This window comes from Streptomyces spirodelae, assembly GCF_017676385.1.
Classification (GTDB): domain Bacteria; phylum Actinomycetota; class Actinomycetes; order Streptomycetales; family Streptomycetaceae; genus Streptomyces; species Streptomyces spirodelae.
On sequence record NZ_JAFFZN010000012.1, the window covers coordinates 69376 to 95121 of the forward strand.

The following is a 25746-nucleotide window of genomic DNA, read 5'->3' on the forward strand; positions in this document are numbered from 1 at the left end:
CGGCCCCGTCGGAAACGCCGGTTCCGGCACTGGTATCACGGGCCTGCTCGGTGCTCGGGGAGCCGGACACGTCGGGCGCACGGGCACGTAGGGCGCGCGGGCAGGCACGGCGTGCGGGCAGGTCGCGCGCGGGTGGGCAGGGCGCGCGGGCGCGCGTTCGGACCCTCCCTATTCGACCACGTCGATGGGGTAGCGGTTGGTCTCCACACCCGCGGCGGTGACCACTTGGACCTCCACCCGGCCCGGCTCGACCTCCACCGGCACCGGAACCGTCAGAGCGGTGTCCGAGGGGCTGGTGAAGCCGCCGGGTACGGGGATGAGGGGAGCGTGCACATGGACGGCGCCGATCCGGACGACCATCCGGGCCAGCCGGTCGGGCGCGGTGGCGCCGGGAGGGACGAAACCGGCGCCGCGGATCTCGATGTCGTCGCCGGTACGGATCGGGGAGTGCAGGTCGCCCATCTCGCGCGCACGGACCACCGACAGCACCACGGGGCGGCCGCCCTCGGCGTACTTACCTGCCAGATACGTCGCCGCCGAGACGACGACCAGCAGAGCCAGTCCCCAGGGCAGGTCGGGCAACTGGTCGGGCTGCCGGGCCAGCCGGACCGCGGCGAAGACCACCGCGACCGCGCTGATGAGCACGTACTGCACGTCAGAGAACGCGCCACGGCCCGCGTCGTCCGTCAGCAGATCGGCGGCGTGCGGACGGTCGGCACGCACCTTCTGCAGCCGCCTGCCCTGCACCCGTACGGCGACCGTACGGCGCACCACGACGGCCACCGCACAGGTCAGCGCGAGTACCGTCACCACGCCCGCGCCGCGCGACAGATCCAGCCCCGCCAGCAGCGCCCGGCGCTCGTCGGGACCGGGCGCCGTCGCCAGCTCAACGGCCAGGACCAGTACGGAGAAGACCGACAACAGCACCCACCCGGCGGCCACCGTACGGGAGGTGGACAATCTGTTGTCCTCCCCGATGACGGGTGCCAGGACGCCACCGCGCGCCCGGTGCAGCCAGGCCGCGAGCGACAGCAGTGAGCCCGAGACGAAAGCCGCCACCAGTCCGGCTGTCCGCCCGCTCGACCAGCCGCCGGCGAGTGCGCACAGCAACTGCACCAGCAGCAGCACGCCGACAGCGGCCCATACGGCGAGCAGGGTGCGCCGCCAGAGCCGCGCGACCCACACCTCGCCCTCTTCACGGCTGCGGTCGGCCACAGCCCGCGCAGCCTGGGTCAGCTCATCGGAGACCCACTGGCGCGAGGCACCCGCGGAGTGCGCCAGTCCCACGGGGACACCCTGGCCGGTGGCCAGTTCGTCCCTGCGCCGCACGAACGCGGCCAGCGCCTTGCGGTACCCCTCTCGGGCACTGTTGGGACAGTTCTCGCACTGGCACGGCGACTTGGCGCCGCTGTCGGCGGGAGGGGAGTCACTGCCGATGGGGCGGCCGGTGGGAGAGGGCGGTGTGGGGGAGGGGGAGGACGTCGAGGGTGTGGAGGGCGCGGGGGGCGCGGGGGGTGCGGCGGACGCGCCGGACCGTGCGCCGGGGACTCGGCCCGCGCCCGTGCCGGGGGAGGTGCCTGTGTCGGGGGAGGGGCCCGTTCCGGGAGTGGCGCTCTTCCCAGGGGTGGTGCTCTTGCCGGGAGAGGTGCTCTTCCCAGGGGTGGCACCGGGGGAGGGGATTCTCCCCCGTGCCGAGGGCCTTCCGGGGGCGGTGGACTGCTCCGCGCCGGGGCGCGTCCCCGGGGCAGCGCTCTCACGGGGGGCGGCACCCTTCCCGCCTGCGGCGCCCCGCTTCGGGGCGGCGCCCGGGCCCGAGGTGGTGCCCTGGCCTGCGGGGGAGCCCTCCCCCCCGGCGGAACTCTTCCGGGGGGAGGTGCCCTGGCCCGGCGGGGTGCCCTGTCGAGAGGGGGTGCCCTTCCCCGGTTCGGGGCCCGTGCCGGACGTGCGGCGCGTGCCCTGCGTGCCGTCCGGCCCGTCCTCGTCGCCCGGGCCCCTTGAGCCGTCCTGAGCCGCATCCACGGCCACTGCGCAACCCCGCCTCTCAACTTCCATGGGATGGAAGGGGATTGTGCCTTACGTGAGCAGGTATCAGCTCGACAGGGCGGACTCGTCCCGGGTGATCCTGAGGGAGGGAGGTTGATGTGCGGGCCATGTCGTAGCTGAGCAGCGCCGTACGGCTGTGGAGGAAGGGGGCAACGCTCCGCCGCGCGCTGGGCACTTGTGAGTGAACGGCGAATGCGACTCGGTTGACGCGTCGGTGCCGCGCAAGGGTGCCGCTCTCACGCCGGGCGGACAGCCCCGGCGAAGGGCATCTGGTCGATGGGCGCGACCCGCACAGCGGTGCCGGGCCGGGGAGCGTGGATCATGCGACCGCCTCCGATGTACAGGCCGACGTGGCTGACGCTGTCATAGAAGAAGACGAGGTCGCCCGGAGCGAGGTTGCCACGTGAGACGCGTTTGCCCGCGTGGATCTGGCTGTAGGTGGTGCGCGGTAGTGAGACGCCGGCCGCCTTCCAGGCAGCCTGGGTCAGCCCGGAACAGTCGTACCCGGTAGGACCCGTACCGCCCCACACGTACGGCTTGCCCAGTGCGCTGCGGGCGAAGGCGACCGCACGGGCGGACCGCCCGGTCGCCGGCTGCCCGGCGGCGGGCGCGGCGGGGCCTGTGTTGTGGTCCGCGTGCTTCTGTGACGTATGGCTCCGTGCCGCCTGACCGCGCCGGGGGGCAGCCTCTCGCGCGGTGGCGCGGTCCCGCTCCCCGTTGCGCGACGTGGGGTGGTGTCCGTCGAGGACGGCGGCGCGCTGCTTCGGCGTCAGCCTGTTGAGCAGGTGCTGCGCACGGCCGAGCTTGCTCTGGACAGCGCGCTTGTGGCGGCTTGCCCTCTCCGCCGACTTTTCGAGCTCTGCGGAGACGTCCGCCGCCTCCTTGCGCACCTGTGCGAGCTGTCGGGTCCGTGCGGCGGTACGTTTCACCGCTGCCGCCTGAAGGTCCCCGGCGCGTTCGACAGTGGCGGCGCGGTCCAGGTAGTCCGCAGGGCTGGAGGAGAGTGCGAGCCGTACGGCGGGATCGACGCCACTGCCGTCGCGGTACTGCGCCGCCGCGTAGGACCCGAGTGCGTCCCGGGAGGCGTTGAGCTTCTCCTGGCGGCGTGCCGCCTCGTCGTGGAGCGTCTCCAGCTCGCGCCGGGCCGCCCGCGTTTTCTCCCGGGCGCCGTTGTACGCCTCGGTGGCACGCTCGGCGTCCCGGTGCAGCCGGTCGACCTCGGCTTCCACGGCCGCCGTCCGGTCCGCACTCCTGTCCGCACTCCTGTCCGCTCTCTCGTTCGCTGCCCTGTCCGCCGTTTCCGGTTGCGGGCGAGGCTGTGCGTGGCCGGAGCCCTGGAAGGAGGTGACGCCCGCCGTGCCCGCCAGTACGAGGGTGAAGGCGGCGCGGGCGAAAGGGACGGCGAGAGGGTAGGGCTTGGGCTTGCGGTGCGAGGCCATGGTCGGCCGTCACTCCCTTACTTGCGCTTGCTGATCGGTGCTTGCTGGTCCGATGCGTGCTGATCTGTTGGTGATCTCTACGAGCGCGGTGTTGTGCACATCACACCTGTCCCGGCGGCCGGGGTGGCCGCGCCGACCGGCAGGGCGCGGCCACCTGGCGAGGACGCTAGGCGAAGCGGTGACGGCCGGACGCGGGAATGATCACAAGTGAGCCTTTTCGGCGCGAAGCTGCCCGGGTCGGCGCGCCTGACCGCGCAACGCGGGGGGCATATGCGCGAGCACTGACCGGTACCGCGAGAGCCACCGCCGAGAAGCCGGGGGTGTGCTAAAGGCCCCGAAAAAGCCCGGATACGCTCGCGCTCATGGACGTTCTCATCAATGCTTTCGTCGGCCTGCACATCATCGGGATAGCCGCGCTGCTGGGCGGTTTCCTCACGCAGATGAAGGCGATCGGCAAGGGCGAGGCCCACATCAGTCCCAGCATGCTGCACGGGGCGCTGACCATGCTGGTCACCGGCGTGGCACTGGTCGGGCTCAACCAAGCCGACGACAGCACGGTGAACAACGTCAAGATCGGTCTGAAGCTGGCGCTGCTCGTGGTCGTCCTCGGTATCACCTATGTGAAGCGGGACGAGGAACGGCTGAGCGCCCCCCTCTTCGGCACCGTGGGACTGCTGACGACGGCGAACATCTTCATCGCCGTGCTCTGGGTCTGACCCAGGCTCCCCGCGCTCTCGCCGGTCCGCCGTTCCCCGGAGCCCGCTCCGGCGGACGGCCGGTTTTCCACAGGGCCTCCGGGTGTCGGTGCGGCGGCCTAGACTCGTACGACGATGAGCAGCCTCTTCGACGACAGCTTCCTGGCGGACCTCGACGGTATGGCACCCGAGGCGGACGCGCCCCCGCCGCCCGACCCCGAGGGCTCCGCAGACCCGGGCCCCACGGAGGAGATCCCGGACGACCTGTTTGCGGGCACCTTCGCGGGCGGTGCCGCGGGCACCGGCGGGCGTGACGCGTATCACCGCGACGGCGCCCCCCGCTCCGTCATCGACCCCGCCGCGCTGCTGGAGGGGATGAACGAGCAACAGCGGGACGCCGTCCTGCATGCGGGCTCCCCGCTGCTCATCGTCGCCGGCGCCGGCTCCGGCAAGACGCGGGTGCTCACCCACCGCATCGCCTATCTGCTGGGCGCCCGCAGCGTGCACCCTGGGCAGATCCTCGCCATCACCTTCACCAACAAGGCGGCGGGCGAGATGAAGGAGCGCGTCGCTGAGCTGGTGGGGCCCCGCGCGCAGTCGATGTGGGTCTCCACCTTCCACAGCGCGTGCGTACGCATTCTGCGCCGCGAGAGCAAGAAGCTGGGCTTCACCTCGTCGTTCTCGATCTACGACGCCGCCGACTCCAAGCGCCTGATGGCCCTGGTCTGCCGCGACCTCGACCTGGACCCCAAGCGCTTCCCGCCCAAGTCGTTCAGCGCCAAGGTCTCCAACCTCAAGAACGAGCTCATCGACGAGGAGGACTTCGCGGGGCAGGCGAGCGATGGGTTCGAGAAGACCCTCGCCGAGGCGTACACGATGTACCAGGCGCGGCTGCGCGAGGCCAACGCGCTGGACTTCGACGACCTGATCATGACGACGGTCCATCTGCTCCAGGCGTTCCCCGACGTTGCCGAGCACTACCGCCGCCGCTTCCGGCACGTCCTCGTCGACGAGTACCAGGACACCAACCACGCGCAGTACCAGCTGGTGCGCGAGCTGGTGGGCCCCGCCGAGGACCAGGCCGAGCTGTGCGTCGTCGGCGACGCCGATCAGTCGATCTACGCCTTCCGCGGTGCCACCATCCGCAACATCCTCCAATTCGAGGAGGACTACCCGAACGCGACCACCATCCTGCTGGAGCAGAACTACCGCTCGACGCAGACGATCCTGTCCGCCGCCAACGCCGTCATCGAGCGCAACGCCGACCGGCGTCCCAAGAACCTGTGGACCCAGGCGGGCTCGGGTCCCAGGATCACCGGCTATGTCGCCGACACCGAGCACGACGAGGCGCAGTTCGTCGCCGACGAGATCGACCGCCTCAGCGACGGCGAGCACGCGAAGGGTGAGCTCCAGAAAGGCGAGCACCAGAAGGGTGAGCACCAGAAGGGCGAGGGGGACGAGGGCAGAGTCCGCCCTGGCGACATCGCCGTCTTCTACCGCACCAACGCCCAGTCCCGTGTCTTCGAAGAGGTCTTCATCCGCGTCGGCCTGCCGTACAAGGTCGTCGGCGGGGTGCGCTTCTACGAGCGCCGCGAGGTCCGCGACATCCTGGCCTATCTGCGGGTGCTGGCCAATCCGGAGGACGCGGTGCCGCTTCGCCGTATCCTGAACGTGCCCAAGCGGGGCATCGGCGATCGCGCCGAGGCCATGATCGAGGCGCTCGCCCTCCGCGAGAAGATCACCTTCCCGCAGGCGCTCGCCCGCGTGGATGAGGCGTACGGCATGGCCGCGCGCTCCCTCAACGCCGTCAAGCGGTTCAATGCGCTGATGGAGGAGCTGCGCACCGTCGTGGAGTCCGGCGCGGGGCCCGCCACGGTGCTGGAGGCGGTGCTGGAGCAGACCGGCTATCTGGCCGAGCTGCAGGCATCCACCGACCCGCAGGACGAGACGCGGATCGAGAACCTCCAGGAACTCGCCGCCGTCGCACTGGAGTTCGAGCAGGAGCGCGGCGAGGCCGAGTCTCCCGGCACCCTCGCCGATTTCCTCGAACAGGTCGCCCTGGTCGCCGACTCCGACCAGATCCCCGAGGAGGGCGAGGACGAGGGCGTCGTCACGCTCATGACCCTGCACACCGCCAAGGGCCTCGAGTTCCCCGTGGTCTTCCTGACGGGCATGGAGGACGGCGTCTTCCCGCACATGCGCGCCCTGGGCCAGACCAAGGAGCTGGAGGAGGAGCGACGGCTCGCCTACGTCGGCATCACCCGAGCCCGGGAACGGCTCTACCTCACCCGTGCCGGGATGCGCAGCGCCTGGGGCCAGCCCTCCTACAACCCGCCCTCCCGCTTCCTGGAGGAGATTCCGGCCGAGTACATCGACTGGAAGCGGACGGGCAGCGGTGGCGGCGCCATGGGCGGTGCGGGCTCGTCCGGCACCGGAATCGGTGCGTCCCTCTCCTCGTCCGCGAGCGCCTCGGCCCGGCGCGGGGGGCCGTCGGGCTTCGCGACGCGCCGCGCGGGCGACCGGCCGGTCGTCTCCCTCCAGGTCGGTGACCGCGTCACCCACGACAGCTTCGGGCTCGGCACGGTGCAGGCGGTCAAGGGCAGTGGCGACAACGCCGAGGCGACGATCGACTTCGGCGGCGAGAAGCCCAAGCGGCTGCTGCTGCGCTATGCGCCCGTGGAGAAGCTGTGAGACGGCCGTCCATCCGGTCGGCCGTCCCGCTGTTGTGAGCTTCGGCTGAGCCCCAGCCCCAGCCCCAGCTGAGGCTCAGCTTCAGCTGGGGCTGGGCCTCAGCCGAGGGCGACTCTCAGCTGATGTTGAGGCCCTTGCTCTGCAGCCACGGGATCGGGTTCACGGCCGAGCCGCCGCCCGGGTGCACCTCGAAGTGCAGGTGCGGCCCCGTGGAGTTGCCGGAGTTGCCGGAGTAGGCGATCACATCGCCCGCCTTGACCTCGCCCGAGCGGATCTTGTTGCTGCTCAGGTGGCAGTACCAGGTCTGGGTCCCGTCCTTCGCCGTCACAACGGCCATGTTCCCGTACGACACATCGTGCTTCGTGGTCACCGTGCCGTCGGTGGCCGCCATGACCGGGGTGCCGTAGCTGACGGGGAAGTCGATCCCGGTATGGACCGACATCCAGTTGACGCCGGCCTGGCCGTAGCGCGCGCTGAGAGTGTGGTCCTTGACCGGGATCACGAACTTGGGGCGCATGGCCTCCTTGCGCGCCGCCTCCTTGGCCTTGCGCTCCTTCTCGGCCTGCTGGCGCTGCTTGAGGTCGATGCGCTCCTGGGTGCGGCTGGCGCGGTCGGCGAAGTCGTCGGCGTCGGCGGAGAGGCTCTGGAGCTGGGTGTCCAGCTTGCTGTTGACGCTCGACGGCTTGACGGGCGCGGCGTCGGGGGCGGCGACGGTGGTGGTGTCCTTGTCCTTGCCGTCGTCACCCATCACACTCGCCGCGGCCGCTCCCGCGACGCCCATGACGGCGACGGACGGAACCGCCACGGTCATCAGGGCCCGGCGACGGGGGCGGGGTTTGGGGGAGCGGCGGCGTCCGCGTCCATGCGGGCCGCCGACGGTGCCGAGGGCGGCGGGTGCGCCGGGTTCGTCGGGACCGTCCCACTCACTGTCCGGTGCGGAGACCTCGTGGGGCGCGGGGAGGTCGTGGGGCGCGGGCGCCCCGGCGAAGTCGGCAGCTGCGGGGTCGAAGCCGTGCTCGTCCTGCGTAAGGACGGAGAAGTCCCACTGGGCGGTGGCGTCCTGGTCCTGACCGTGCTCTGGATGCTGGCCGTGCCCGCCCGGATCGCTGTAGCCGTCGTGGCCCTCGTAGCTCTCGTGTCCCTCGTAACCGCCCTGGCTGTCGTAGACACCCTGGCTGTCGTAGGTGCCCTGACCTTCGTAGGCGTGGTCTTCATACGGGGCATAGCCGCCGGAGTCGGGCCGACTGCCGTGCTGCGGGTCGTAACCGTCGTAGGGGGATGCGGCCTGCGCGTGCGCGTCATAGGCGGCGTGTTCGTATGCGCCGTAGCCGTCCTGACGGGCGTAGCCGTCCTGGCTCTCGTAGCCGTACGCCGCGCCCTGGCCGTCCGTCGTCCAGCCGGCCGTCTCCGTCCCGGCTGTCTCCCAGCCGCCGGTGCCCCAGGTGGTCGAGTCCCAGCCGCCGGCCTCCTGCACACCGAACGTCCACTGGCCGGTGCCGTCGTCCGCCGTGGGGAGTCCGGGCCCGTTCTGCGCGGGGATGTGCGGGGCGGCCGCCATGGCGTCGGGCACGTAACTCCCGGTGCCCCAAGCGGTGGTGGCCTCCCAGGACGCAGTCGGGTAGCTGCCGGTGTCGGTGCCGGGGAGCGTCCCGAAGAGGGGATCGTCGTCGCCGTAGGTGGTGTACGGACCATCGGCGTAGGAGCCGCCGGAGGTGTCGTAGGCGCCGATGGGGTACCCGTCGTACGAGCCGGCCTGGTAGGCGTCCTCGCTGTAAGCGCCGTACGCCGACTGCCCGTGGTCCGCGTGGTAGGAGCCGTACGAGAAGCCGGAACCGGGGTCGTCGGGACCGGGGACTCCCGACGGATGACGGTCGTTCACCACCAACTTCTCTTTCGCCTAGGCGACAGGGGCGGAGCAGTGCGGTGACTGTACCCGGCGGTATGCGATGGCGACAATCTTCGGGAGGTTTTAGCGGCGCAGGAAAAGGGCAATCGGCCGCCTTTCGGCGGACTACGGACTGGTAGCAGAGGTTGAGTTCGAAATTAGTTCGAAAGAGTGAGCTTCTCGGACGGAGCTGTCCGCCGTACCGGTGTCCGGCGTGACGCAGCCGGGCTACAAGTGCCGTTCGTCCCCAACTCCGTGCGGACCGGGGCAGAAACGCCGCAGTCCACCGGCAGCGCCATATACGCCGGAACCTCACTCATCCCCATCGGAAACGCACAGGTCGGAACGGTCGCGCGGGTCTGTTCCGCTGTTTCGGGAGGGAAGATCGAGCACCGGAGAAGAAGATCAGGGTTTCTGAGTGGCCGGGGGCGAGGCGGCGGAGCGGGAGCCCTTCCGCTGGGCGGTCCCGCCCTCCCCGCCTCCGACCGTGGCGCGGATGGGCGCGTCCGGCGCGCGGTGGTGTGCGGTGGGGGCGCGTACGGGCGGGCGCCGGGCGCGCACATGAGGCCGGGGCCGCGTGTCGGCGCCAGGGCGCCCCGGGCGAGGGCGGCCCCGCGTGTGATTTCCCCCTCGGTTACCAACACGGAACGGGACGCGTGCGGGATGCTGGCGATAACGTGCGTTCACACCCCGTGGCCCGTCCCGGCCCAGTGGTCGTCCTAGAGGGAGGCAGTGATGGATGTGACCGGTCCGATCCGCGTGGTGGTCGCCAAGCCGGGCCTCGACGGCCATGACCGAGGTGCCAAGGTCATCGCCCGCGCCCTGCGCGACGCCGGCATGGAGGTCATCTACACCGGTCTGCACCAGACCCCGGAGCAGGTCGTGGACACCGCCATCCAGGAGGACGCGCACGCAATCGGCCTCTCCATCCTCTCCGGCGCGCACAACACTCTCTTCGCCCGAGTGCTGGAGCTGCTGCGCGAGCGGGACGCCGCCGACATCAAGGTCTTCGGCGGCGGGATCATCCCTGAGGCGGACATCCCTCTGCTCAAGGAGCAGGGCGTGGCCGAGATCTTCACACCCGGCGCCAGCACCGGCGAGGTCGTCGAGTGGATCCGTACCCATGTGGGCCCGGTGGCGGCCTGAGCCGCCATCCTCCTACGGCCGCCTCCTGCCGCTGTCTTCCCGCACTCTCGTCGTCCCGTGTGGCCGCCTCGCCCGTCGGGTGCGCCGCCGCTGTCGTCCCCTCGGCTCGCGTCACACCTGTCCCGCCTGGGGTTCCCCCTCTCTCCGCTCGCCCCGTAGTTCCGCCAGCATCGAGGAGCGCAGCCGCAAGGTGGCGACCAGCCGCTGGAACGACTCCGCCCAGTAGGCCCCGGCGCCCGGCGACTCCCCCTCCTTCTCGTCGGGCACAGCAGCCAGCGGCGCGAGCCGCTCCGCGTCGGACGGGTCCAGACAGCGCTCGGCGAGCCCCATCACCCCGCTGAAGCTCCACGGGTAGCTGCCCGCGTCCCGTGCGATCTCCAGCGCGTCCACCACAGCCCGCCCCAGCGGCAGCGACCACGGCACGCCGCACACCCCGAGGATGCGGAACGCCTCCGACAGCCCGTGCGCGGCTATGAAGCGCGCGGCCCACTCGCCGCGCTCCTCCTCGGGCAACACCGACAGCAGCTTGGCCGGGTCGCCCGGGCCCTCGGAGAACGGCTCGGTGGGCTCCCCGATGAGGGCGCGCGCCCACTCCACGTCCCGCTGGCGCACGGCCGCACCGCACCACGCCGCGTGCAGATCCTCCCGCCAGCCGTCGGCGACCGGCAGCGCCACGATCCGGGCCGGAGGGAGCCCGTCGAACTGCTCGCTCCACACCCGCAGTGGCGTCGACTCCACCAACTGGACCAGCCACCAAGCCCGTTCCCCGCGCCCCGAGGGCGGCCTGGGCACGACACCGTCGCGCTGCATATCGGCATCGCACTCGTGCGGCGCCTCCACCACGATGATGCCCCGACCGCCCATCCGGTCCGGCCCCACACAAGCACGGGCACGCTTCGCCATCCGGGCGGCCAGCGCCGAGCCTGGCAGCGCCGCCAGCAGCTCGGCCGCGGTCGCCCGTACGGTGCGGCTGCGGTCGGTCAGCGCCCGCTCCAGGAACGGCTCGTCGGCGGGGCCCAGGCCCAGACGCAGCGAGTCCAGGAACATCAGCCTGTCCTCGGCCCGCTCGGTCTGCCAAGTGGAGGACAGCAGCGCCAGCGCCGCCTGCGGGTCCCGCTGCCGCTGGGCCGTCAGCAGCGCCACCCGCTCGGCGAACAACCCCTCCTGCCACAGCTGTTCGGCCTCCTCGGGACGCTCGCCCGGCACCTGTCGGCGGACGCCGTCCCGCAGCGCGAACTTCCAGTCGGTGTTGTACCGCGCCAGCCACAGCGCCCGCGGACCGGCGAACGCCAGCGTCTCGGCCCGCAGGTCGGTACGGGCCCGCGCCGCGTCCAGCAGAGCGGGCAGCAGCGCGGCGGGCGCCCGATAGCCCTGGGAGTTCGCCTCCGCGAGCCACTGCGGCAGCAGCTCTCCCAGGTCCGGACCCGAACCTCGGCGCCCGGCCGCGGCGCCCGACGGACTCGCCCCGCCCAGCGCCCGGTCCGCCAGCAGCGTCGCCAGTCGCCGCTCGGCCGCCGCGGGCAGCGGCTTCCGCCCGTCCTCCGGCGCGGGCTCTGGCCGCTGCCGGGGGACGGCGGGCCGGGCACCGGCGCGCCGTCGGACCGTCTCGGCCGCCGCCGCGTCCAGCAGCGCCGTCACGCTCCCGCCCGGTGGACGCCGCCGCTCGGCTCCCAACAGCGCGGCTGCCACCAACTCCCCCCACGCCCCGCCCTCTCCGGCCCGGCCGCCCCCACCGGTCGCTGCCACCGGTGGCTCGCCGCCGGGTATGCGCTGCTCTGCAACCGTCTCAGCCGTCACATCCGCCCCTTTCAATGCCACCCCGCCGATTCGCCCTCGGTTCGGACCGCCGCTGTCACAGCGGGACGGCCTTGCCCTCGCTCCAAGCCGTGTACGGGCTGAAGCCGCGATGGCCGCATTCGCCGAAGACCGTGACCGGACCGTCTCCGGAGATCGCCAGCAGCCTCCACAGCGCGGCCGTGCCGGTGCCCGGCGCCACCGGAAGGGCGGTCTCCTCGTCCGCTGCCGCGAGCTGCCACCCCTCCCCGCTGCCTCCTCCCGGCCGGCTCGCAGGGCTGCCCCCGGTTCCGCCGCCGGCGCGGCCCCCCACGCCGCGCTGCGGCCCCGCACTGCCGCCGGACGGGCCGGAGTCGGACGGCGGGACGGGTATCACGTCCCGCAGCACGCATGGCCACCCCTCCAGCCACGGGTCGTCGCGGAGCGCCCCCGCATAGACGTCCAGGGCCTGCGGAATGGTGTTGCCCGGCGGCCGGAAACCGGGCAGCGGAGCGCCGTGCCGTTCCCCGAGGGTCGCCCGCAGCGGGCTGGCGCCCGGGTAGTAGGCCAGCTCCGCGTCCAGCGCCGCGCCCACCGGCAGTGCCAGTTCCGGAGGGCGGCCGCCCGCGCCGAACGAGAGCAGCAGCGCCGGACGCCCCGTGGCACGGCCGTGCAGCCAGATGCGGCGGGCCGTCAGACGCCCCTCGTCGGTGTCCGACTGGGCCAGCACCAGCCACTCGTCGCGTATCAACGCCTGCTCGTCCGCAAGCAGTTCTGCTGCTTCCACCGTCAGGCCCACCCGCGATCTGACCGTCTCGGCGAGCGGGGGCGGAAGTTCGTCGGCCCGCGTCCAGCCGCGCGCCAGCAGATGGAGCAGCGCACACTCCTCCAGCAGCCGTTCCGGCCAGCCTGCTCCCGAGCCGGGGACGGCGCCCAGCTCGCGTATCCGGTTGGCCAGCCCGGGGGCCTGCGCGTCGACCATGCGAGCCGCCATCTCCTCCCAGGGTGCGTACCCCGACTGCTCCGCACCCGCGAGACCGCCGCGCAGCAGGTCGGCCAGCCGCTGCTCCAACTCCTCGGCACCCGCCGTGATCCGTGCCGCACGCTGCTCGGCGCGGCGGCGCGCTGCCTCGGCCCTCGACCGGGCATCCCCCTCCTCACCCTCCGCCGCCTCGGCTCCGGCCGCCCCCTCTCCGCCGTCCCGCGCCCCCGTCTCGCCGGCTGCGCGGCCCGAGCTCCTACCGCCCCCGGAAGCGGCTTCTCCGCCCGGCTTCTTGCCCGGCTTCTTCTCCGCGCGCTGCCTGCGGCCGCTCAGCCAGCCCTCCGCCCACTCCGGAGGCTCGCCCTGCTCGGCCACGGCCGCCTCGTCACCGGCCCACAGGAGAAGCAGGCCGAGAGCGTGTTTGCACGGGAACTTTCGGCTCGGGCACGAGCACTTGTAACCGATCCCCTGGCCCCCGTCGAGGTCCACCACCGTCTGGTACGGCTTGCTCCCGCTGCCCTTGCACAGCCCCCAGACCGCGCCGCCGCCCGTCCCCGCCTCCGTCCAGGGGCCGGGTGCCGACAGCTTGCTCCCCGCGCGACGTGACGCCACGTCAGGCGCCAGCGCCATTACCTGCTCCGCTGTCCAGCGGACCGCCTGTCCACCCATGTCGAAAACGGTAGGCGGCGCCACTGACAACCGGCCCTCAACTGCCCATCCGTGCAGGTCAGGGCGATTGTCAGTGGCGGCGTGCAGAGTAGTTCACGGATCGGCCGAGGCGCTGCGGCGCGGGGGTTCCTTCCCTGGCCATCCCCTTGTCTTTTTCCGTACGAGAGAGCCCTGCGTTGAGGGGGAGTTGTGACCGAGAGCCATGTCGCAGACCCGGCCGCCGAGTCCGCCGCCCAGCCGGCGCCAGGCACGGCCGCCGCGGCCGCTCCTGCAACCGCGCTGCGGCCGCACGCCGAGGACGCCTTCGCCGACGAGCTGGCGGCCCTCACCGAGGCCGACGACCGGCCGCGCCCCGCGCGCTGGCGGCTGTCCCCATGGGCGGTTGCGACGTATCTGCTCGGCGGCGAGCTGCCCGGGGGCAAGGTCATCACGCCCAAGTACGTAGGTCCGCGCCGCATCATCGAGGTCGCGGTCAGCACACTGGCCACCGACCGTGCCCTGCTGCTGCTCGGTGTCCCCGGCACGGCCAAGACCTGGGTCTCGGAGCACCTGGCCGCGGCCGTCAGCGGGGATTCGACGCTGCTCGTGCAGGGCACAGCGGGCACAGCGGAGGAGGCGATCCGCTACGGATGGAACTACGCGCAGCTGCTGGCGCAGGGGCCCAGCCGTGCGGCGCTGGTGCCGAGCCCGGTGATGCGCGCGATGGCCGAGGGCATGACGGCCCGGGTCGAGGAACTGACCCGTATCCCGGCCGATGTGCAGGACACGCTGATCACCGTGCTGTCCGAGAAGACCCTCCCGATTCCCGAGCTGGGCGAGGAGGTCCAGGCGGTCAGCGGCTTCAACTTGATCGCGACGGCCAACGACCGGGACCGCGGGGTCAACGAGCTGTCCAGCGCGCTGCGCCGCCGCTTCAACACCGTGGTGCTCCCGCTGCCCGAGACGGCGGAGGCCGAGGTGGAGATCGTGGCCCGCCGGGTGGGCCAGCTCGGCAAGTCCCTCGATCTGCCGCCGGCGCCCGAGGGGTTCGACGAGATCCGCCGGGTGGTCACCGTCTTCCGCGAGCTGCGCGAAGGCGTCACCGACGACGGCCGTACGAAGCTGAAGTCACCCTCCGGCACGCTGTCGACGGCCGAGGCCATCTCCGTCGTCACCGGCGGCCTCGCACTGGCCGCACACTTCGGCGACGGGGTGCTGCGCGCCGGGGATGTGGCGGCGGGCATCCTCGGCGCCGTCGTCCGCGACCCGTCCTCGGACCAGGTGGTGTGGCAGGAGTACCTCGAGGCGGTCGTAAGGGAGCGCGAGGGCTGGAAGGACTTCTACCGCGCCTGCCGAGAGGTGTCCGCATGACGGCTGTCCGAGAGGGCGCGGCAGGCCAGCCGGCGGAAGGGGGTGCCGGGGCCCCACACGTCCGGGAGCGTGCGGCAGGTCCGCTGCTGCTGGGGGTGCGGCACCACGGCCCCGGCTCGGCGCGCGCGGTCGCCGCCGTGCTGGAGGCGTACGAGCCGCGTGTCGTACTGATCGAGGGCCCGCCCGAGGGCGACGCGGTGGCCGAGCTGGCCCGGAGCGAGGAGATGGTGCCGCCGGTGGCGCTGCTGGCGCACGCCGTCAACGAGCCGGGGAAGGCCGCGTTCTGGCCGCTTGCCGAGTTCTCCCCCGAGTGGGTGGCGCTCCGCTGGGCGGTGCGGCGCGGCGTCCCGGTCCGCTTCATCGACCTGCCCGCCACACACACGCTCGCCCTGAGCGACGCGGACGAGCCGGCGTCCGGAGGCGGGGAGGAAAAGCCGGGGGGAGAGGGGGAGGAGACGGTCCCCGGCGGCACCGACGGGGGTGGTGCTGCCGGGGACGCCGATCCAGCCTCCACACACCGGAAGCAAGGGAGCGGGGACGGCGTGCGGCTCGACCCGCTCGCGGCGCTCGCGGAGGCCGCCGGATACGACGATCCGGAGCGCTGGTGGGAGGACGCCGTCGAACACCGGGGCGGTGGCCGGGGCGAGGGCCCGGTGGCCCGCCCCGCCGACCCCTACGAACCGTTCGCGGCACTCGGTGAGGCCATGGCCGAGCTGCGGGCCGTGCACGGGGAGGGCGGCCATGAGCGGGACCTCGTCCGGGAGGCCCATATGCGGCTGCGGCTGCGCGAGGCACGAAAGGAGTTCGGGGACGCGGCGACGGCCGTGGTCTGCGGTGCCTGGCACGTCCCGGCGCTCACCGAGGCGACGACGGTGACAGCGGACCGGCAGGCGCTCAAGGGGCTCCCCAGGGTGAAGACGGAGGTCACCTGGGTCCCCTGGACGCACCGGCGCCTGGCCCGCCGGTCCGGCTACGGCGCCGGAATAGCCTCCCCCGGGTGGTACGGACACCTCTTCGCAGCGCCGGACCGGCCCGTGGAGCGGTGGATGACGAAGGTGGCCGGTCTGCTGCGGGCGCAGGACCACTCCGTCTCCTCGGCACACCTCATCGAAGCGGTCCGGCTGTCCGAGACGCTGGCCGCGATGCGCGGCCGCCCTCTGGCGGGGCTGACCGAGACGACCGACGCCATACGGGCCGTGCTGTGCGAGGGCTCCGATGTGCCGCTGGAGCTGATCCAAGACCAGCTGGTGGTCGGTGACGTGCTGGGGGAGGTGCCCGAGGGGGCTCCCGCGGTCCCGCTCCAGCGCGACCTGGCACGGCAGCAGCGCGCCGTGCGGCTGAAGCCGGCCGCCGCGGAGCGCGAGCTGGATCTGGACCTGCGCAAGGAGACGGACGCGGCGCGCAGCCGCCTGCTGCACCGGCTCCGGTTGCTGGGCATCGGCTGGGGCGAGCCGGCCGGCTCCCGGAGCGGCAGTACCGGCACCTTCCGCGAGAGCTGGCGGCTGCGCTGGGAGCCGGAGCTGTCCGTACGGGTGGCCGAGGCCGGCATCTGGGGCACGACCGTCCATGAGGCAGCCACCGCCAAGGCCCGTGCCCAGGCGACGGAGCAAGGCGGTGGCACCCTCGCCGAGGTGACGGCGCTGGCCGAGCTGTGCCTGCTGGCCCACCTGCCGGAGGCGCTCCCCGTGGTGATGCGGGTGCTGGCCGACCGGGCTGCACTGGAATCGGACGTCGGACACCTGGCGCAGGCCCTGCCCGCGCTGGTGCGCACGCTGCGCTACGGCGATGTGCGGGGCACCGACGCGGGGGCCCTGGCCGAGGTCGCCGGAGGGATGGCCGAGCGGGTCTGCGTCGGACTCCCGCCCGCCTGTGCGGGGCTGGACAACGAGGGCGCCCGCGGGATGCGGCGCCATCTGGACGCGGCACACCAGGCGGTGAACCTGCTCGCACGGGACGACAGGGACGCCCGGGACGACAAGGACGACCAGGCCCACCGGGCCGACAGGGGCGACGGGGACGCCTCCGGCACCGGTGCGGAGGGGCCGCGGCCGGAGCCGGAGGGGCGGCCGTCGGGAGGGCTGTCGAGCAGATGGCGAGGGGTGCTGCGCACACTCGCCGGACGGGACCGGATACCCGGCCTGCTGCGCGGCCGCTGCGCCCGACTGCTGCTGGATGACGGCCAGTTGACGGACGACGAGGCCGAGCGGCTGATGAGCCTCGTACTGTCGCCCGGTACGCCGCCGGGGGAGGCCGCAGCGTGGATCGAGGGCTTCCTCGCGGGTGGCGGGATGCTGCTGGTGCACGACGAACGGCTGCTCGCGCTCGTCGACCGCTGGCTGACGGAGGTCCCCGGCGAGGCGTTCACCGATGTGCTTCCGCTGCTGCGGCGGACGTTCGCGGAGTACGAGGCCGGGGTGCGGCGGACCCTGGGGGAACTGGTGCGGCGCGGTCCCGTGGGCGACGGCGACCGGGGGAGCGGCGCCGGGGACGGGGCGCCCGGATTCGGGGCCGGACTCGACAGGGCACGGGCCGACGCCGTGCTGGAGACGGTGCGTCTGCTGCTCGGCGGGGCGCGGCGAGACGAGAGCGAGGGGGTGCGCGTATGACGGCCCAGGACATGGAAACGGAGGCCGTGGGCACGGAGACCACCGGGGCCGGGGTGGCGGAGGCGGAGCGGCTGCGCCGCTGGCGGCTGGTACTGGGCGGCGGTGCGGCGGATGGTACCGGCTGCGTGCTGGGCGCCGCCGACAGCGGGATGGACCGCACCCTGGAGGCTCTCTACGGGGGCGGCGGGCCCGGCGGCAGGGGCACCGGCGGAGCCCAGGGCGGTGGCGGCAGCAGTGGTGCCGGCGGCGGGCTCGGGGCCTCGGCGCCGCACGTCTCGCGCTGGCTGGGTGACATCCGCACCTACTTCCCCAGCTCCGTCGTGCAGGTGATGCAGCGGGACGCGATCGACCGGCTCGGGCTCTCCACGCTGCTGCTGGAGCCGGAGATGCTGGAGGCGGTCGAGCCGGATGTGCACCTGGTGGGCACCCTGCTCTCGCTCAACAAGGCGATGCCGGAGACCAGCAGGGAGACGGCGCGGGCCGTGGTGCGCAAGGTGGTCGCCGAACTGGAGAAGCGGCTGGCCTCCAGGACCCGCTCGACCCTCACCGGCGCGCTCGACCGCTCCGCGAAGGTCAACCGGCCCCGGCACCGGGACATCGACTGGGACCGGACCATCCGCGCCAACCTCAAGAACTATCTGCCCGAGCACGGCACGATCGTTCCCGAGCGGCTGATCGGATACGGGCGGGCAGCGCAGGCGGTCAAGAAGGACGTCATCCTGTGCATCGACCAGTCCGGCTCGATGGCGTCCTCCGTGGTCTACGCCTCCGTCTTCGGCGCTGTGCTGGCCTCCATGCGCACGCTCGACACCCGGCTCGTCGTCTTCGACACCAGCGTGGTGGATCTGACGGACGACCTGGACGACCCCGTGGACGTGCTCTTCGGCACCCAGCTCGGCGGTGGCACGGACATCAACCGGGCGCTGGCCTACTGCCAGTCCCGGATCAGCCGCCCCGCCGAGACGGTTGTCGTACTGATCAGCGACCTGTACGAGGGCGGGATACGGCAGGAGATGCTCAAGCGGGTCGCCGCGATGAAGGGGGCCGGTGTTCAGTTCGTCACCCTCCTCGCCCTGTCCGACGAAGGCGCGCCCTCCTACGACCGCGACCACGCGGCCGCGCTCGCCGCGCTGGGCGCTCCCGCGTTCGCCTGCACCCCCGACCACTTCCCGGAGGTGATGGCAGCCGCAATCGAAAAGCGCCCCTTGCCGGTCCCGGACTGAGCCGGCCACGCGCCGTGAGGGGCGCGGGCTACCCCGCATCAGAGAATGACCGACCTCGCTGTGACCGTTGTCACCGCGTATGTGTGAGGTGCGATTTAGGCAGCGCACGCACGCAGGGCTAACCTGCAAGGCGGACATGCCGCGCGACCCGTGGACGCCGCGGCCCTGCGGCACGCCCACGCTGACAACGACCGCGAGACCACTGATTAAGGGGACGGACGCGCGTGGACCTGTTCGAGTACCAGGCGAGGGACCTCTTCGCCAAGCATGACGTACCGGTGCTGGCCGGTGAAGTCATCGAGACACCTGAGGCGGCGCGCGAGCTGACCGAGCGGCTCGGCGGCCGGGCTGTCGTCAAGGCGCAGGTCAAGACCGGCGGCCGCGGCAAGGCCGGTGGCGTCAAGCTGGCCTCCGACCCGGCGGACGCGGTCGAGAAGGCCGGCCAGATCCTGGGCATGGACATCAAGGGCCACACGGTCCACAAGGTGATGCTCGCCCAGACCGCGGACATCCAGGAGGAGTACTACGTCTCCTTCCTGCTGGACCGCACCAACCGCACCTTCCTGGCGATGGCCTCCGTCGAGGGCGGCGTGGAGATCGAGGAGGTCGCGGCCACCAAGCCCGAGGCGCTGGCCAAGATCCCGGTCGACGCCATCGAGGGCGTGACCGAGGCGAAGGCCCGCGAGATCGCCGAGGCCGCCAAGTTCCCGGCCGAGCTGATCGACCAGATCAGCAACGTGCTGGTGAAGCTGTGGGACGTCTTCGTCAAGGAGGACGCCCTCCTCGTCGAGGTCAACCCGCTGGTCAAGACGGCCGACGGCAAGGTCATCGCGCTGGACGGCAAGGTGTCGCTGGACGCGAACGCCGACTTCCGCCAGCCCGAGCACGAGGCGCTGGAGGACAAGGCGGCGGCCAACCCGCTGGAGGCGGCGGCCAAGGCCAAGAACCTCAACTACGTCAAGCTGGACGGCCAGGTCGGCATCATCGGCAACGGCGCGGGTCTGGTCATGTCCACCCTCGATGTGGTGGCGTACGCGGGCGAGGCGCACAACAACGTCAAGCCCGCCAACTTCCTCGACATCGGTGGCGGCGCCTCCGCCGAGGTGATGGCCAACGGCCTGGAGATCATCCTCGGGGACCCCGACGTCAAGTCGGTCTTCGTGAACGTCTTCGGCGGCATCACCGCCTGCGACGCGGTCGCCAACGGCATCGTGCAGGCGCTCGAGCTGCTCAAGTCCAAGGGCGAGGACGTCAACAAGCCGCTGGTCGTCCGCCTCGACGGCAACAACGCCGAGCTGGGCCGCAAGATCCTGACCGACGCGGCGCACCCGCTCGTGCAGCAGGTGGACACCATGGACGGCGCGGCCGACAAGGCCGCCGAGCTGGCCGCCAAGTAAGCCCGGACGAGACCGAACGAGGACATCGACACACCATGGCTATCTTCCTCACCAAGGAGAGCAAGGTCATCGTCCAGGGGATGACCGGCTCGGAGGGCCAGAAGCACACCAAGCGGATGCTGGCCTCCGGCACCAACATCGTCGGCGGTGTGAACCCGCGCAAGGCGGGCACGACCGTTGACTTCGACGGCACCGAGGTGCCCGTCTTCGGCGGCGTCAAGGAGGCCATGGAGGCCACCGGCGCCGACGTCACCGTGATTTTCGTCCCGCCGAAGTTCACCAAGGACGCCGTGATCGAGGCGGTCGACGCCGGGATCGGCCTCGCCGTCGTGATCACCGAGGGCATCGCCGTCCACGACACCGCCTACTTCTGGGACTACGCCACCCAGAAGGGCGCTGCGTCTGATGGAAAGCAGGGGACACGGATCGTCGGCCCGAACTGCCCGGGTCTGATCACCCCCGGCCAGTCGAACGCCGGCATCATCCCGTCCGACATCACCAAGCCGGGCCGCATCGGCCTGGTCTCCAAGTCGGGCACGCTGACGTACCAGATGATGTACGAGCTGCGCGACATCGGCTTCTCGACCTGCGTCGGCATCGGCGGTGACCCGGTCATCGGCACCACGCACATCGACGCCCTCAAGGCGTTCGAGGCCGACCCGGACACCGACCTGATCGTCATGATCGGTGAGATCGGTGGTGACGCGGAGGAGCGCGCGGCCGACTTCATCAAGGAGAACGTGACCAAGCCGGTCGTCGGCTACGTCGCGGGCTTCACCGCTCCGGAGGGCAAGACCATGGGCCACGCCGGCGCCATCGTCTCCGGCTCCTCCGGCACCGCGCAGGCGAAGAAGGAGGCCCTGGAGGCCGCGGGCGTGAAGGTCGGCAAGACCCCGTCCGAGACCGCGCGGCTCGCGCGGGAGCGCCTCAGCGCGTGATGCGTGCCCGCACGCCGGCGCCTGGCACCTGACGTCTGGTGGGCCTGGCGTCCGGCGTCCGGCGGGCGTCAGGTGCCTGGTGCCCGGTGCTTGGCGTCTGAGTGAGCGCTCGCGCGTCGGCTGAGCGTCCGATGGGCCCGTACCCTCCGGGGGCGGGCCCGTCAGCCGTTCGGGGCGCGGTACCCGGGCGGCTGGAAGTCGCGCAGGTTGCCGCGCTCGTTGGTGGAGCGGAGCTGGGGCAGGTAGGCGTGGCCTGGACCGCCGGCGGGTTTCCGGTACGTACGTTCGGCCTTGCTCTCGTCACTCGTACGAGTGGTGACGGGGCTCTCGCGCGTTCCCGAGGCCATGCCCGTTCCCGGGGGCGTACCTGTTCGCGGGGGCGTACCCGTTCCCGGGGCCGTGCCTGGGAACAGGACCGCACCGGCGTTCGGTCCGCCCGGCAGCGTGGCGGGTGCGAAGGTGCGTGACGGGGCCCGAACGGGCTTGTCCGCCGGGCCGTCGCCGGTCTCGGCCGTCAGGAGCGCGAGAGTCGTCGCCGTCGCCACCGTCGCCGTCAGACCGATCGAGGCGCGGGTCCACAGCCGCGTCGTACGGAGACTGCTGCGGCGCACCAGCTGTGGCGGCATAGGGCGTACCGGCTGCGCGGCGGCGAGCTCGCGCAGCGCGTGTGCCAGTACCGCACCGCGCTGTCGCCGTGGTGCCCGCGCCAGCCGTGGCCAGCACTCCTCCAGTGCCGCCCGCCCGTGCGTGACCCGGCCTGCCGCCGCCTCGGTGCTGCACTCCACCTCGGCGGCCGTCTCCTGCAATGTCAGTCCCAGCCCGTAGTGCAGCAGCAGCGCGGCGCGGTAGCTGCGCGGCAGCCCCAGGAACGCCTCCAGCACGGCCCGGTGCTCCGGTGCGCCCTGGTACGTCTGCGGCCTGCGGTGCCGAGGGTGGAACTGGTGCCAGGGGGAGAGCGCGTACTCGTACACCGTCGCTCGCACCGTGCGCGTGGGCTCGCGCTCCGCCAGGACCTTCGGCCAGTGCTGCCATGCCTGGTGGAACGCCCAGCGAACGGCTCGTTCGGCCACTCGGCGGTGCCCGCTCAGCACAAGCGCCTGCCGGCTCAGCGCCCGCGCCTGCCACCGGTAGAGCTCGTCGAATGCCTCGACCGGATCGTCGGGCAGCGCCGTGCGCTGCCTGGCCGACCCCACGAAGTCCTCGACCGGACCCGGCACCGTCTCGACGACCTCGACCCACGGCTCCGGCTCACCGCGCGGGGCGGGCGCCGGCACCCGTGGCGCCGAGCCTGACCCCGGCTGCCCTTCGCTGCGCGGGGCAGGCGCGTCCAGCACGTCCACACCCTGCGGCGCGTCAGAGGCATCCGCCGCCTCGGCTCCGTCAGCCGCAGCCGCGTCAGCCTCCTCAGCCGCGTCCGGCGGGGTCTCATCCGGGAGCGTTTCCGAGTCCGCACCCGGTGCGTTTGCCGTTTCCGGTGCCGTTTCCGGTGCCGTTTCCGGTGTCGTTTCCGGTGTCGTTTTTGGTGCTGTTTCCGGTGGTGTATCCGGTGCGGCCGCCATCTCTGGTTCTTCGGGTGCGTCCGGCTCGCTCGACGGCGCGTCCGGTGCCTCTTTCGCCTCTGGAGCGGCCTGGGCGGAAGGGGCGTCAGAGTCTGCGCGAGCACGGCGCTTCGCCGCACTCGCGGTCGCGTCGGCAGAGGCGGAAGAAAGTTGCATAGCCCATAGCTTGTGCGACACAGCGACAAAATGCCTGCTACTAGGGCAAAACGGGTGTTCTTGGCAGCATGGCGCCCGTGAGCCAAGTGACGCACCGCGGTCCGCCGTTGTCCTCGGGCCGTGGCCACCCCCGCCCCCTGCCCCTCACCAGCGGCTGGTTGCTGGGCGGCGCCGTGGCCGCCGGGCTCGGGCTCGGCGCGTTCGCCGTCGTCGTCCTGCTGCTGTGGACCGTCTCGCCGTACCCCGACAGCGGGGCCGGTGGAGCCCTGCGTACGGCGGCGGACCTGTGGTTGCTGGCGCACGGCACGCATCTCGTACGGCACGAGACGCTGTCCGGTGCGGCGGCACCCGTGGGAGTGACGCCGTTGCTGCTGACGGCGGTACCCGTGTGGCTGCTGTGGCGCGCCACGCGCGAGGGGCTGGACGCACGGCTCACCGCGGACGACGACGAGTACGGGCCGCTCGCCGTCGCGGGCTGGGTGTCGGGCGGCTATCTCCTCGTCACCGCGGCGGCGGTCGCCTATGCGTCCGACAGCCCGATCGAGGCCGATCCCGTCAGCACGATGTGGCGACTGCCGCTGTTCGTCGTCGTGATGACCGGGCTGTGCGCGGCCTACGGTGCGCCGAACCGTTCGGGGGCGCCTGCCGCCTGGGCGGCTGCTCTCACCGCTCGGCTGCCGGAGACGGCCAGGGCCGGGCTCAGAGCACTGCGCGGACACCTCACCCGGGACCGTGTCGCCGTCGCCGTCCAGGCGGCCGGTGCGGCGACCGTGGTCCTGTGTACCGGAGGAGCCGCGCTGCTCGCCGGTTCCCTCCTGTGGAACGTGCAGGCGGTGTTCGGTGCCTTCCCGGAGCTCTCGAACAGTGTCTCGGGTCATCTCGGCGTTCTGCTGCTCACGGCCGCGCTGCTGCCCAACGCGGTGCTCTGGGCCACCTCGTACGGCCTTGGGCCAGGCTTCACGCTGGGTGCCGACAGCATCGCCGCTCCGGCCGCAACGACGGCAATGCCGCAGCTGCCCCCGTTCCCGCTGCTGGCCACCGTTCCGGACGAGGGCACCGGCGGCGCTCTCGGATGGTGCCTGGCGGGTGTGGTCCCGCTGCTGGGCGGCCTGATCTGCGGCTGGTGGGTGGGCCGCTCGGAGGCCGCCGTCGGCGCCGGACCGGACACAGCTCACCGCAGGACCGGCAGCCGGCGCGCCGTCGTGGTGTCGGTGCCGCTCGCCGCGGTGCTGTGCGGCGCCGTGCTGGCGCTGCTCACCGCGTCCGCGAGCGGCCCGCTCGGCAACGAGGCGCTCGCGCACCTGGGCCCCCGCTGGTGGCAGACCGGCGCCGCCGCGTGCGGGTGGCTGCTCGTCGTCGGCCTGCCGACCGCCCTGTGGGTCCGCTGGTGGACGCGGCGCAACGCGCACCGGTCGGCACTCCTCGCCGCGCTGATGGCGGCGGTGGCCGCACCAACCGAGGAGGAGAGCGGCCCCGACCCCGCCTGGCACACGGACGAGGCCCGCCGCGAGCGCTGGACCGCGATGAAGGCGGCTTCCGGCGGCCTGATGCCCGCCTTCGAGCCGCCCGACCCGGCGGACGACGGGCCCGAGGCGGATTCCGAGTCCGAGCCCGAGTCCGAGCCCGAGTCCGAGCCCGAGTCCGAGCCCGAGTCCGAGCCCGAGTCCGAGCCCGAGCCGGAGCCCGGGTCCGAGCCCTCGGCCCCATCCGGTTCCGGACCCACCCCGCAAGCCGGCCCTGAACCCGCCCCCGAACCGCGCCCGGAGTCCGGCCCCGACCCCGACCTCAGCCCCGCCCCCGAACCCGACCCCGCGAACGTCAGCGCCTAGACATGCGGCAGGAAGACCCCTGGGAAGGCGGCCCCAGCAGCCCCGACGGCCCCAGCAACTCCAGCGCCCTCAGCGGCCCCGGCCGCAACGTCAGCTCAGCGGTCTTCCAGGAACGGCCGCAGGTCCTTGGGCAGGTGCCGTTTGCAGTCGTCGCGGGAGGACTGGGTCAGCGCGTCGTTCTGGCAGGTGTAGAAGTCGCTGTAGACGAATTGGAGCGCGAACGTCGCCGCCACGATCGTCAGCGTCAGGCCGGCGGTGACCAGCCCGCCGATGGCCGCTGTCCGCTTGGCCTTGTCCGCCTGCGCCGGTGTCACAGCGAGCGGGATCGGGGACCGGCCGCCGCCCGCTCCTTCGCGGGTGTCGGCGGCACCCTCCCCCTCGGCCGCACGGGAGGTGCCCGCGACGTCCTCCGCGGTCGCGGCTGTACCACGGCGTCCGCGCTTGTCGTTGTTGCTCCCCTTCTCCCGCACGGACTTGGGCAGCTTGCCGCGCAGCGCGTTGATGCCCCAGTACAGCGAGAGCGCTCCGAGCAGCAGGGCGACCTGCGGCACGCTCAGCAGGGCGAAGAAAAGGCCCCAGATACCGGCGTGCAGGGAGTAGCGGGCGTGCCGTTGGAGGGGATCGGTGGGGTCCCAGCGCATACCGCGTGTGCCACCGGGTCCTGCCGGTCCGCCAGGCCCACCCGGGCCGCCCTGGCCCCGGCCGCCGCTGCCCTGTCCCGCGCCACCGCCGTTGCCGCCGCCCGCGCGGTCCGGTCCGCCGCCGAAGCCGCCACCGTGCCGCCCAGGCTGTCGGCTGCTCCACTGGCTGCCCCACGCCGACGGCTGCTGCTCACCGTCCGAGGAGCCGGAATCATCGCCTCCGCCGACCCCGGCGCCCTTGCCGTCGCCGCCGTCGCCCCCGCCGTTCCCGCTCCCGTGCGCGTTCCCGTCGTCGCTGCCGCCACCGCTGCCGGACGCCCCGCCCGGCCCTCCCGAACCACTCGACCCCCCGGAGCGGGATGAGCGTGACGAATCAGACGAATCGCGCGAACCGGACGCCCCGAAGACTCGCGGCTCCCACGGCTGGTCCGGCTGCCCCTCCGGCGGTGGCGCGAAGGGGTTGTCCTCGCGGGAGGAGCTGTCGGATGCGGCCGCACGGCGGCGTCGGTCGGTCATCTGGTGTGTGTCTTCCTCATCGCTTCCGCGTCGGTTCCACGGCCCTGCGGCCCCCCAGCCCCCGCAGGAGCCCGAGGAGACCGTGTCCCTGACGCTACCTTCCGCGTGCGCCCCCGTCCCGTGGGGGCGGTTTCGAGTGCCGGTATCGTTGCCGACGGTCGGACGCTTCGTAGAGTTCCCCGGAATCCTCGGGTCCACGTACTTGTAC

16 protein-coding genes are annotated in these 25746 nt (G+C 72.5%); 9 read left to right on the forward strand and 7 right to left on the reverse strand.

The features are described 5' to 3' along the window. Positions 1-168: 168 nt before the first annotated feature. Both JW592_RS14915 and JW592_RS14920 read right to left on the reverse strand, forming a co-directional pair. Entirely contained in the window at positions 169-1437 is a 1269-nt protein-coding gene (locus JW592_RS14915) for a hypothetical protein (protein WP_209265645.1), read from the reverse strand. A gap of 842 nt (positions 1438-2279) precedes the next feature. Further along, positions 2280-3482 (reverse strand): C40 family peptidase, encoded by a 1203-nt coding sequence (locus JW592_RS14920; RefSeq protein WP_209265550.1) that lies wholly within the window; start codon positions 3480-3482, stop codon positions 2280-2282. A 362-nt stretch (positions 3483-3844) separates the two neighbouring features. Here JW592_RS14920 and JW592_RS14925 point away from each other — a divergent pair, with 362 nt between their 5' ends. Together JW592_RS14925 and JW592_RS14930 are read left to right on the forward strand one after the other, a co-directional pair. Further along, positions 3845-4198: a hypothetical protein gene (locus JW592_RS14925; RefSeq protein WP_209265551.1), complete on the forward strand. Its 354-nt coding sequence runs from the start codon at positions 3845-3847 to the stop codon at positions 4196-4198. Positions 4199-4312: 114 nt separating this feature from the next. Then, the gene (locus JW592_RS14930) at positions 4313-6868 is read left to right on the forward strand and encodes an ATP-dependent DNA helicase (RefSeq protein ID WP_209265552.1); all 2556 of its coding nucleotides are present in this window, start codon (positions 4313-4315) and stop codon (positions 6866-6868) included. A 115-nt stretch (positions 6869-6983) separates the two neighbouring features. Here JW592_RS14930 and JW592_RS33370 read toward each other — a convergent pair whose 3' ends face one another. Then, positions 6984-8750 (reverse strand): M23 family metallopeptidase, encoded by a 1767-nt coding sequence (locus JW592_RS33370; RefSeq protein ID WP_307805421.1) that lies wholly within the window; start codon positions 8748-8750, stop codon positions 6984-6986. A 738-nt stretch (positions 8751-9488) separates the two neighbouring features. On the opposite strand from JW592_RS33370, the gene icmB reads away from it, so the two are divergent. Continuing rightward, positions 9489-9899, forward strand: coding sequence for a coenzyme B12-dependent isobutyryl CoA mutase small subunit (gene icmB / locus JW592_RS14940; protein WP_209265554.1), 411 nt, complete (start codon positions 9489-9491; stop codon positions 9897-9899). A gap of 111 nt (positions 9900-10010) precedes the next feature. On the opposite strand, the gene JW592_RS14945 is transcribed toward icmB, so the two are convergent. Together JW592_RS14945 and JW592_RS14950 are read right to left on the reverse strand one after the other, a co-directional pair. After that, positions 10011-11645, reverse strand: coding sequence for a DUF5691 domain-containing protein (locus JW592_RS14945; protein ID WP_209265646.1), 1635 nt, complete (start codon positions 11643-11645; stop codon positions 10011-10013). Between the two features lie 106 nt (positions 11646-11751). Then, positions 11752-13323: an SWIM zinc finger family protein gene (locus JW592_RS14950; RefSeq protein ID WP_209265555.1), complete on the reverse strand. Its 1572-nt coding sequence runs from the start codon at positions 13321-13323 to the stop codon at positions 11752-11754. Between the two features lie 189 nt (positions 13324-13512). Between JW592_RS14950 and JW592_RS14955 the strand changes: the two genes are divergently transcribed. The 5 genes from JW592_RS14955 (at position 13513) to sucD (ending at position 20837) form a co-directional block, all read left to right on the forward strand. Further along, positions 13513-14673: an ATP-binding protein gene (locus tag JW592_RS14955; protein ID WP_209265556.1), complete on the forward strand. Its 1161-nt coding sequence runs from the start codon at positions 13513-13515 to the stop codon at positions 14671-14673. Continuing rightward, the gene (locus JW592_RS14960; protein WP_229376051.1) at positions 14670-17279 is read left to right on the forward strand and encodes a DUF5682 family protein; all 2610 of its coding nucleotides are present in this window, start codon (positions 14670-14672) and stop codon (positions 17277-17279) included. The genes JW592_RS14955 and JW592_RS14960 overlap by 4 nt, the downstream gene beginning before the upstream one ends. 11 nt (positions 17280-17290) lie before the next feature. Then, entirely contained in the window at positions 17291-18502 is a 1212-nt protein-coding gene (locus tag JW592_RS14965; protein WP_209265647.1) for a VWA domain-containing protein, read from the forward strand. A gap of 224 nt (positions 18503-18726) precedes the next feature. Continuing rightward, positions 18727-19899 carry an ADP-forming succinate--CoA ligase subunit beta gene (sucC, locus tag JW592_RS14970; protein WP_209265557.1) on the forward strand — a complete coding sequence of 391 codons (1173 nt, stop codon included), beginning with the start codon at positions 18727-18729 and terminating at the stop codon, positions 19897-19899. A gap of 35 nt (positions 19900-19934) precedes the next feature. Next, positions 19935-20837 (forward strand): succinate--CoA ligase subunit alpha, encoded by a 903-nt coding sequence (gene sucD / locus JW592_RS14975; protein WP_209265558.1) that lies wholly within the window; start codon positions 19935-19937, stop codon positions 20835-20837. 161 nt (positions 20838-20998) lie between these two features. Here the strand turns inward: sucD and JW592_RS14980 are convergent, their stop codons facing one another. Beyond that, complete coding sequence (locus tag JW592_RS14980; protein WP_209265559.1) at positions 20999-22171, reverse strand: sigma-70 family RNA polymerase sigma factor; 1173 nt, start codon at positions 22169-22171, stop codon at positions 20999-21001. A 458-nt stretch (positions 22172-22629) separates the two neighbouring features. Between JW592_RS14980 and JW592_RS14985 the strand changes: the two genes are divergently transcribed. Beyond that, complete coding sequence (locus JW592_RS14985) at positions 22630-24381, forward strand: cell division protein PerM (RefSeq protein ID WP_209265560.1); 1752 nt, start codon at positions 22630-22632, stop codon at positions 24379-24381. A 95-nt stretch (positions 24382-24476) separates the two neighbouring features. Here JW592_RS14985 and JW592_RS14990 read toward each other — a convergent pair whose 3' ends face one another. Continuing rightward, positions 24477-25538, reverse strand: coding sequence for a hypothetical protein (locus tag JW592_RS14990; protein ID WP_209265561.1), 1062 nt, complete (start codon positions 25536-25538; stop codon positions 24477-24479). Positions 25539-25746 lie beyond the last annotated feature (208 nt).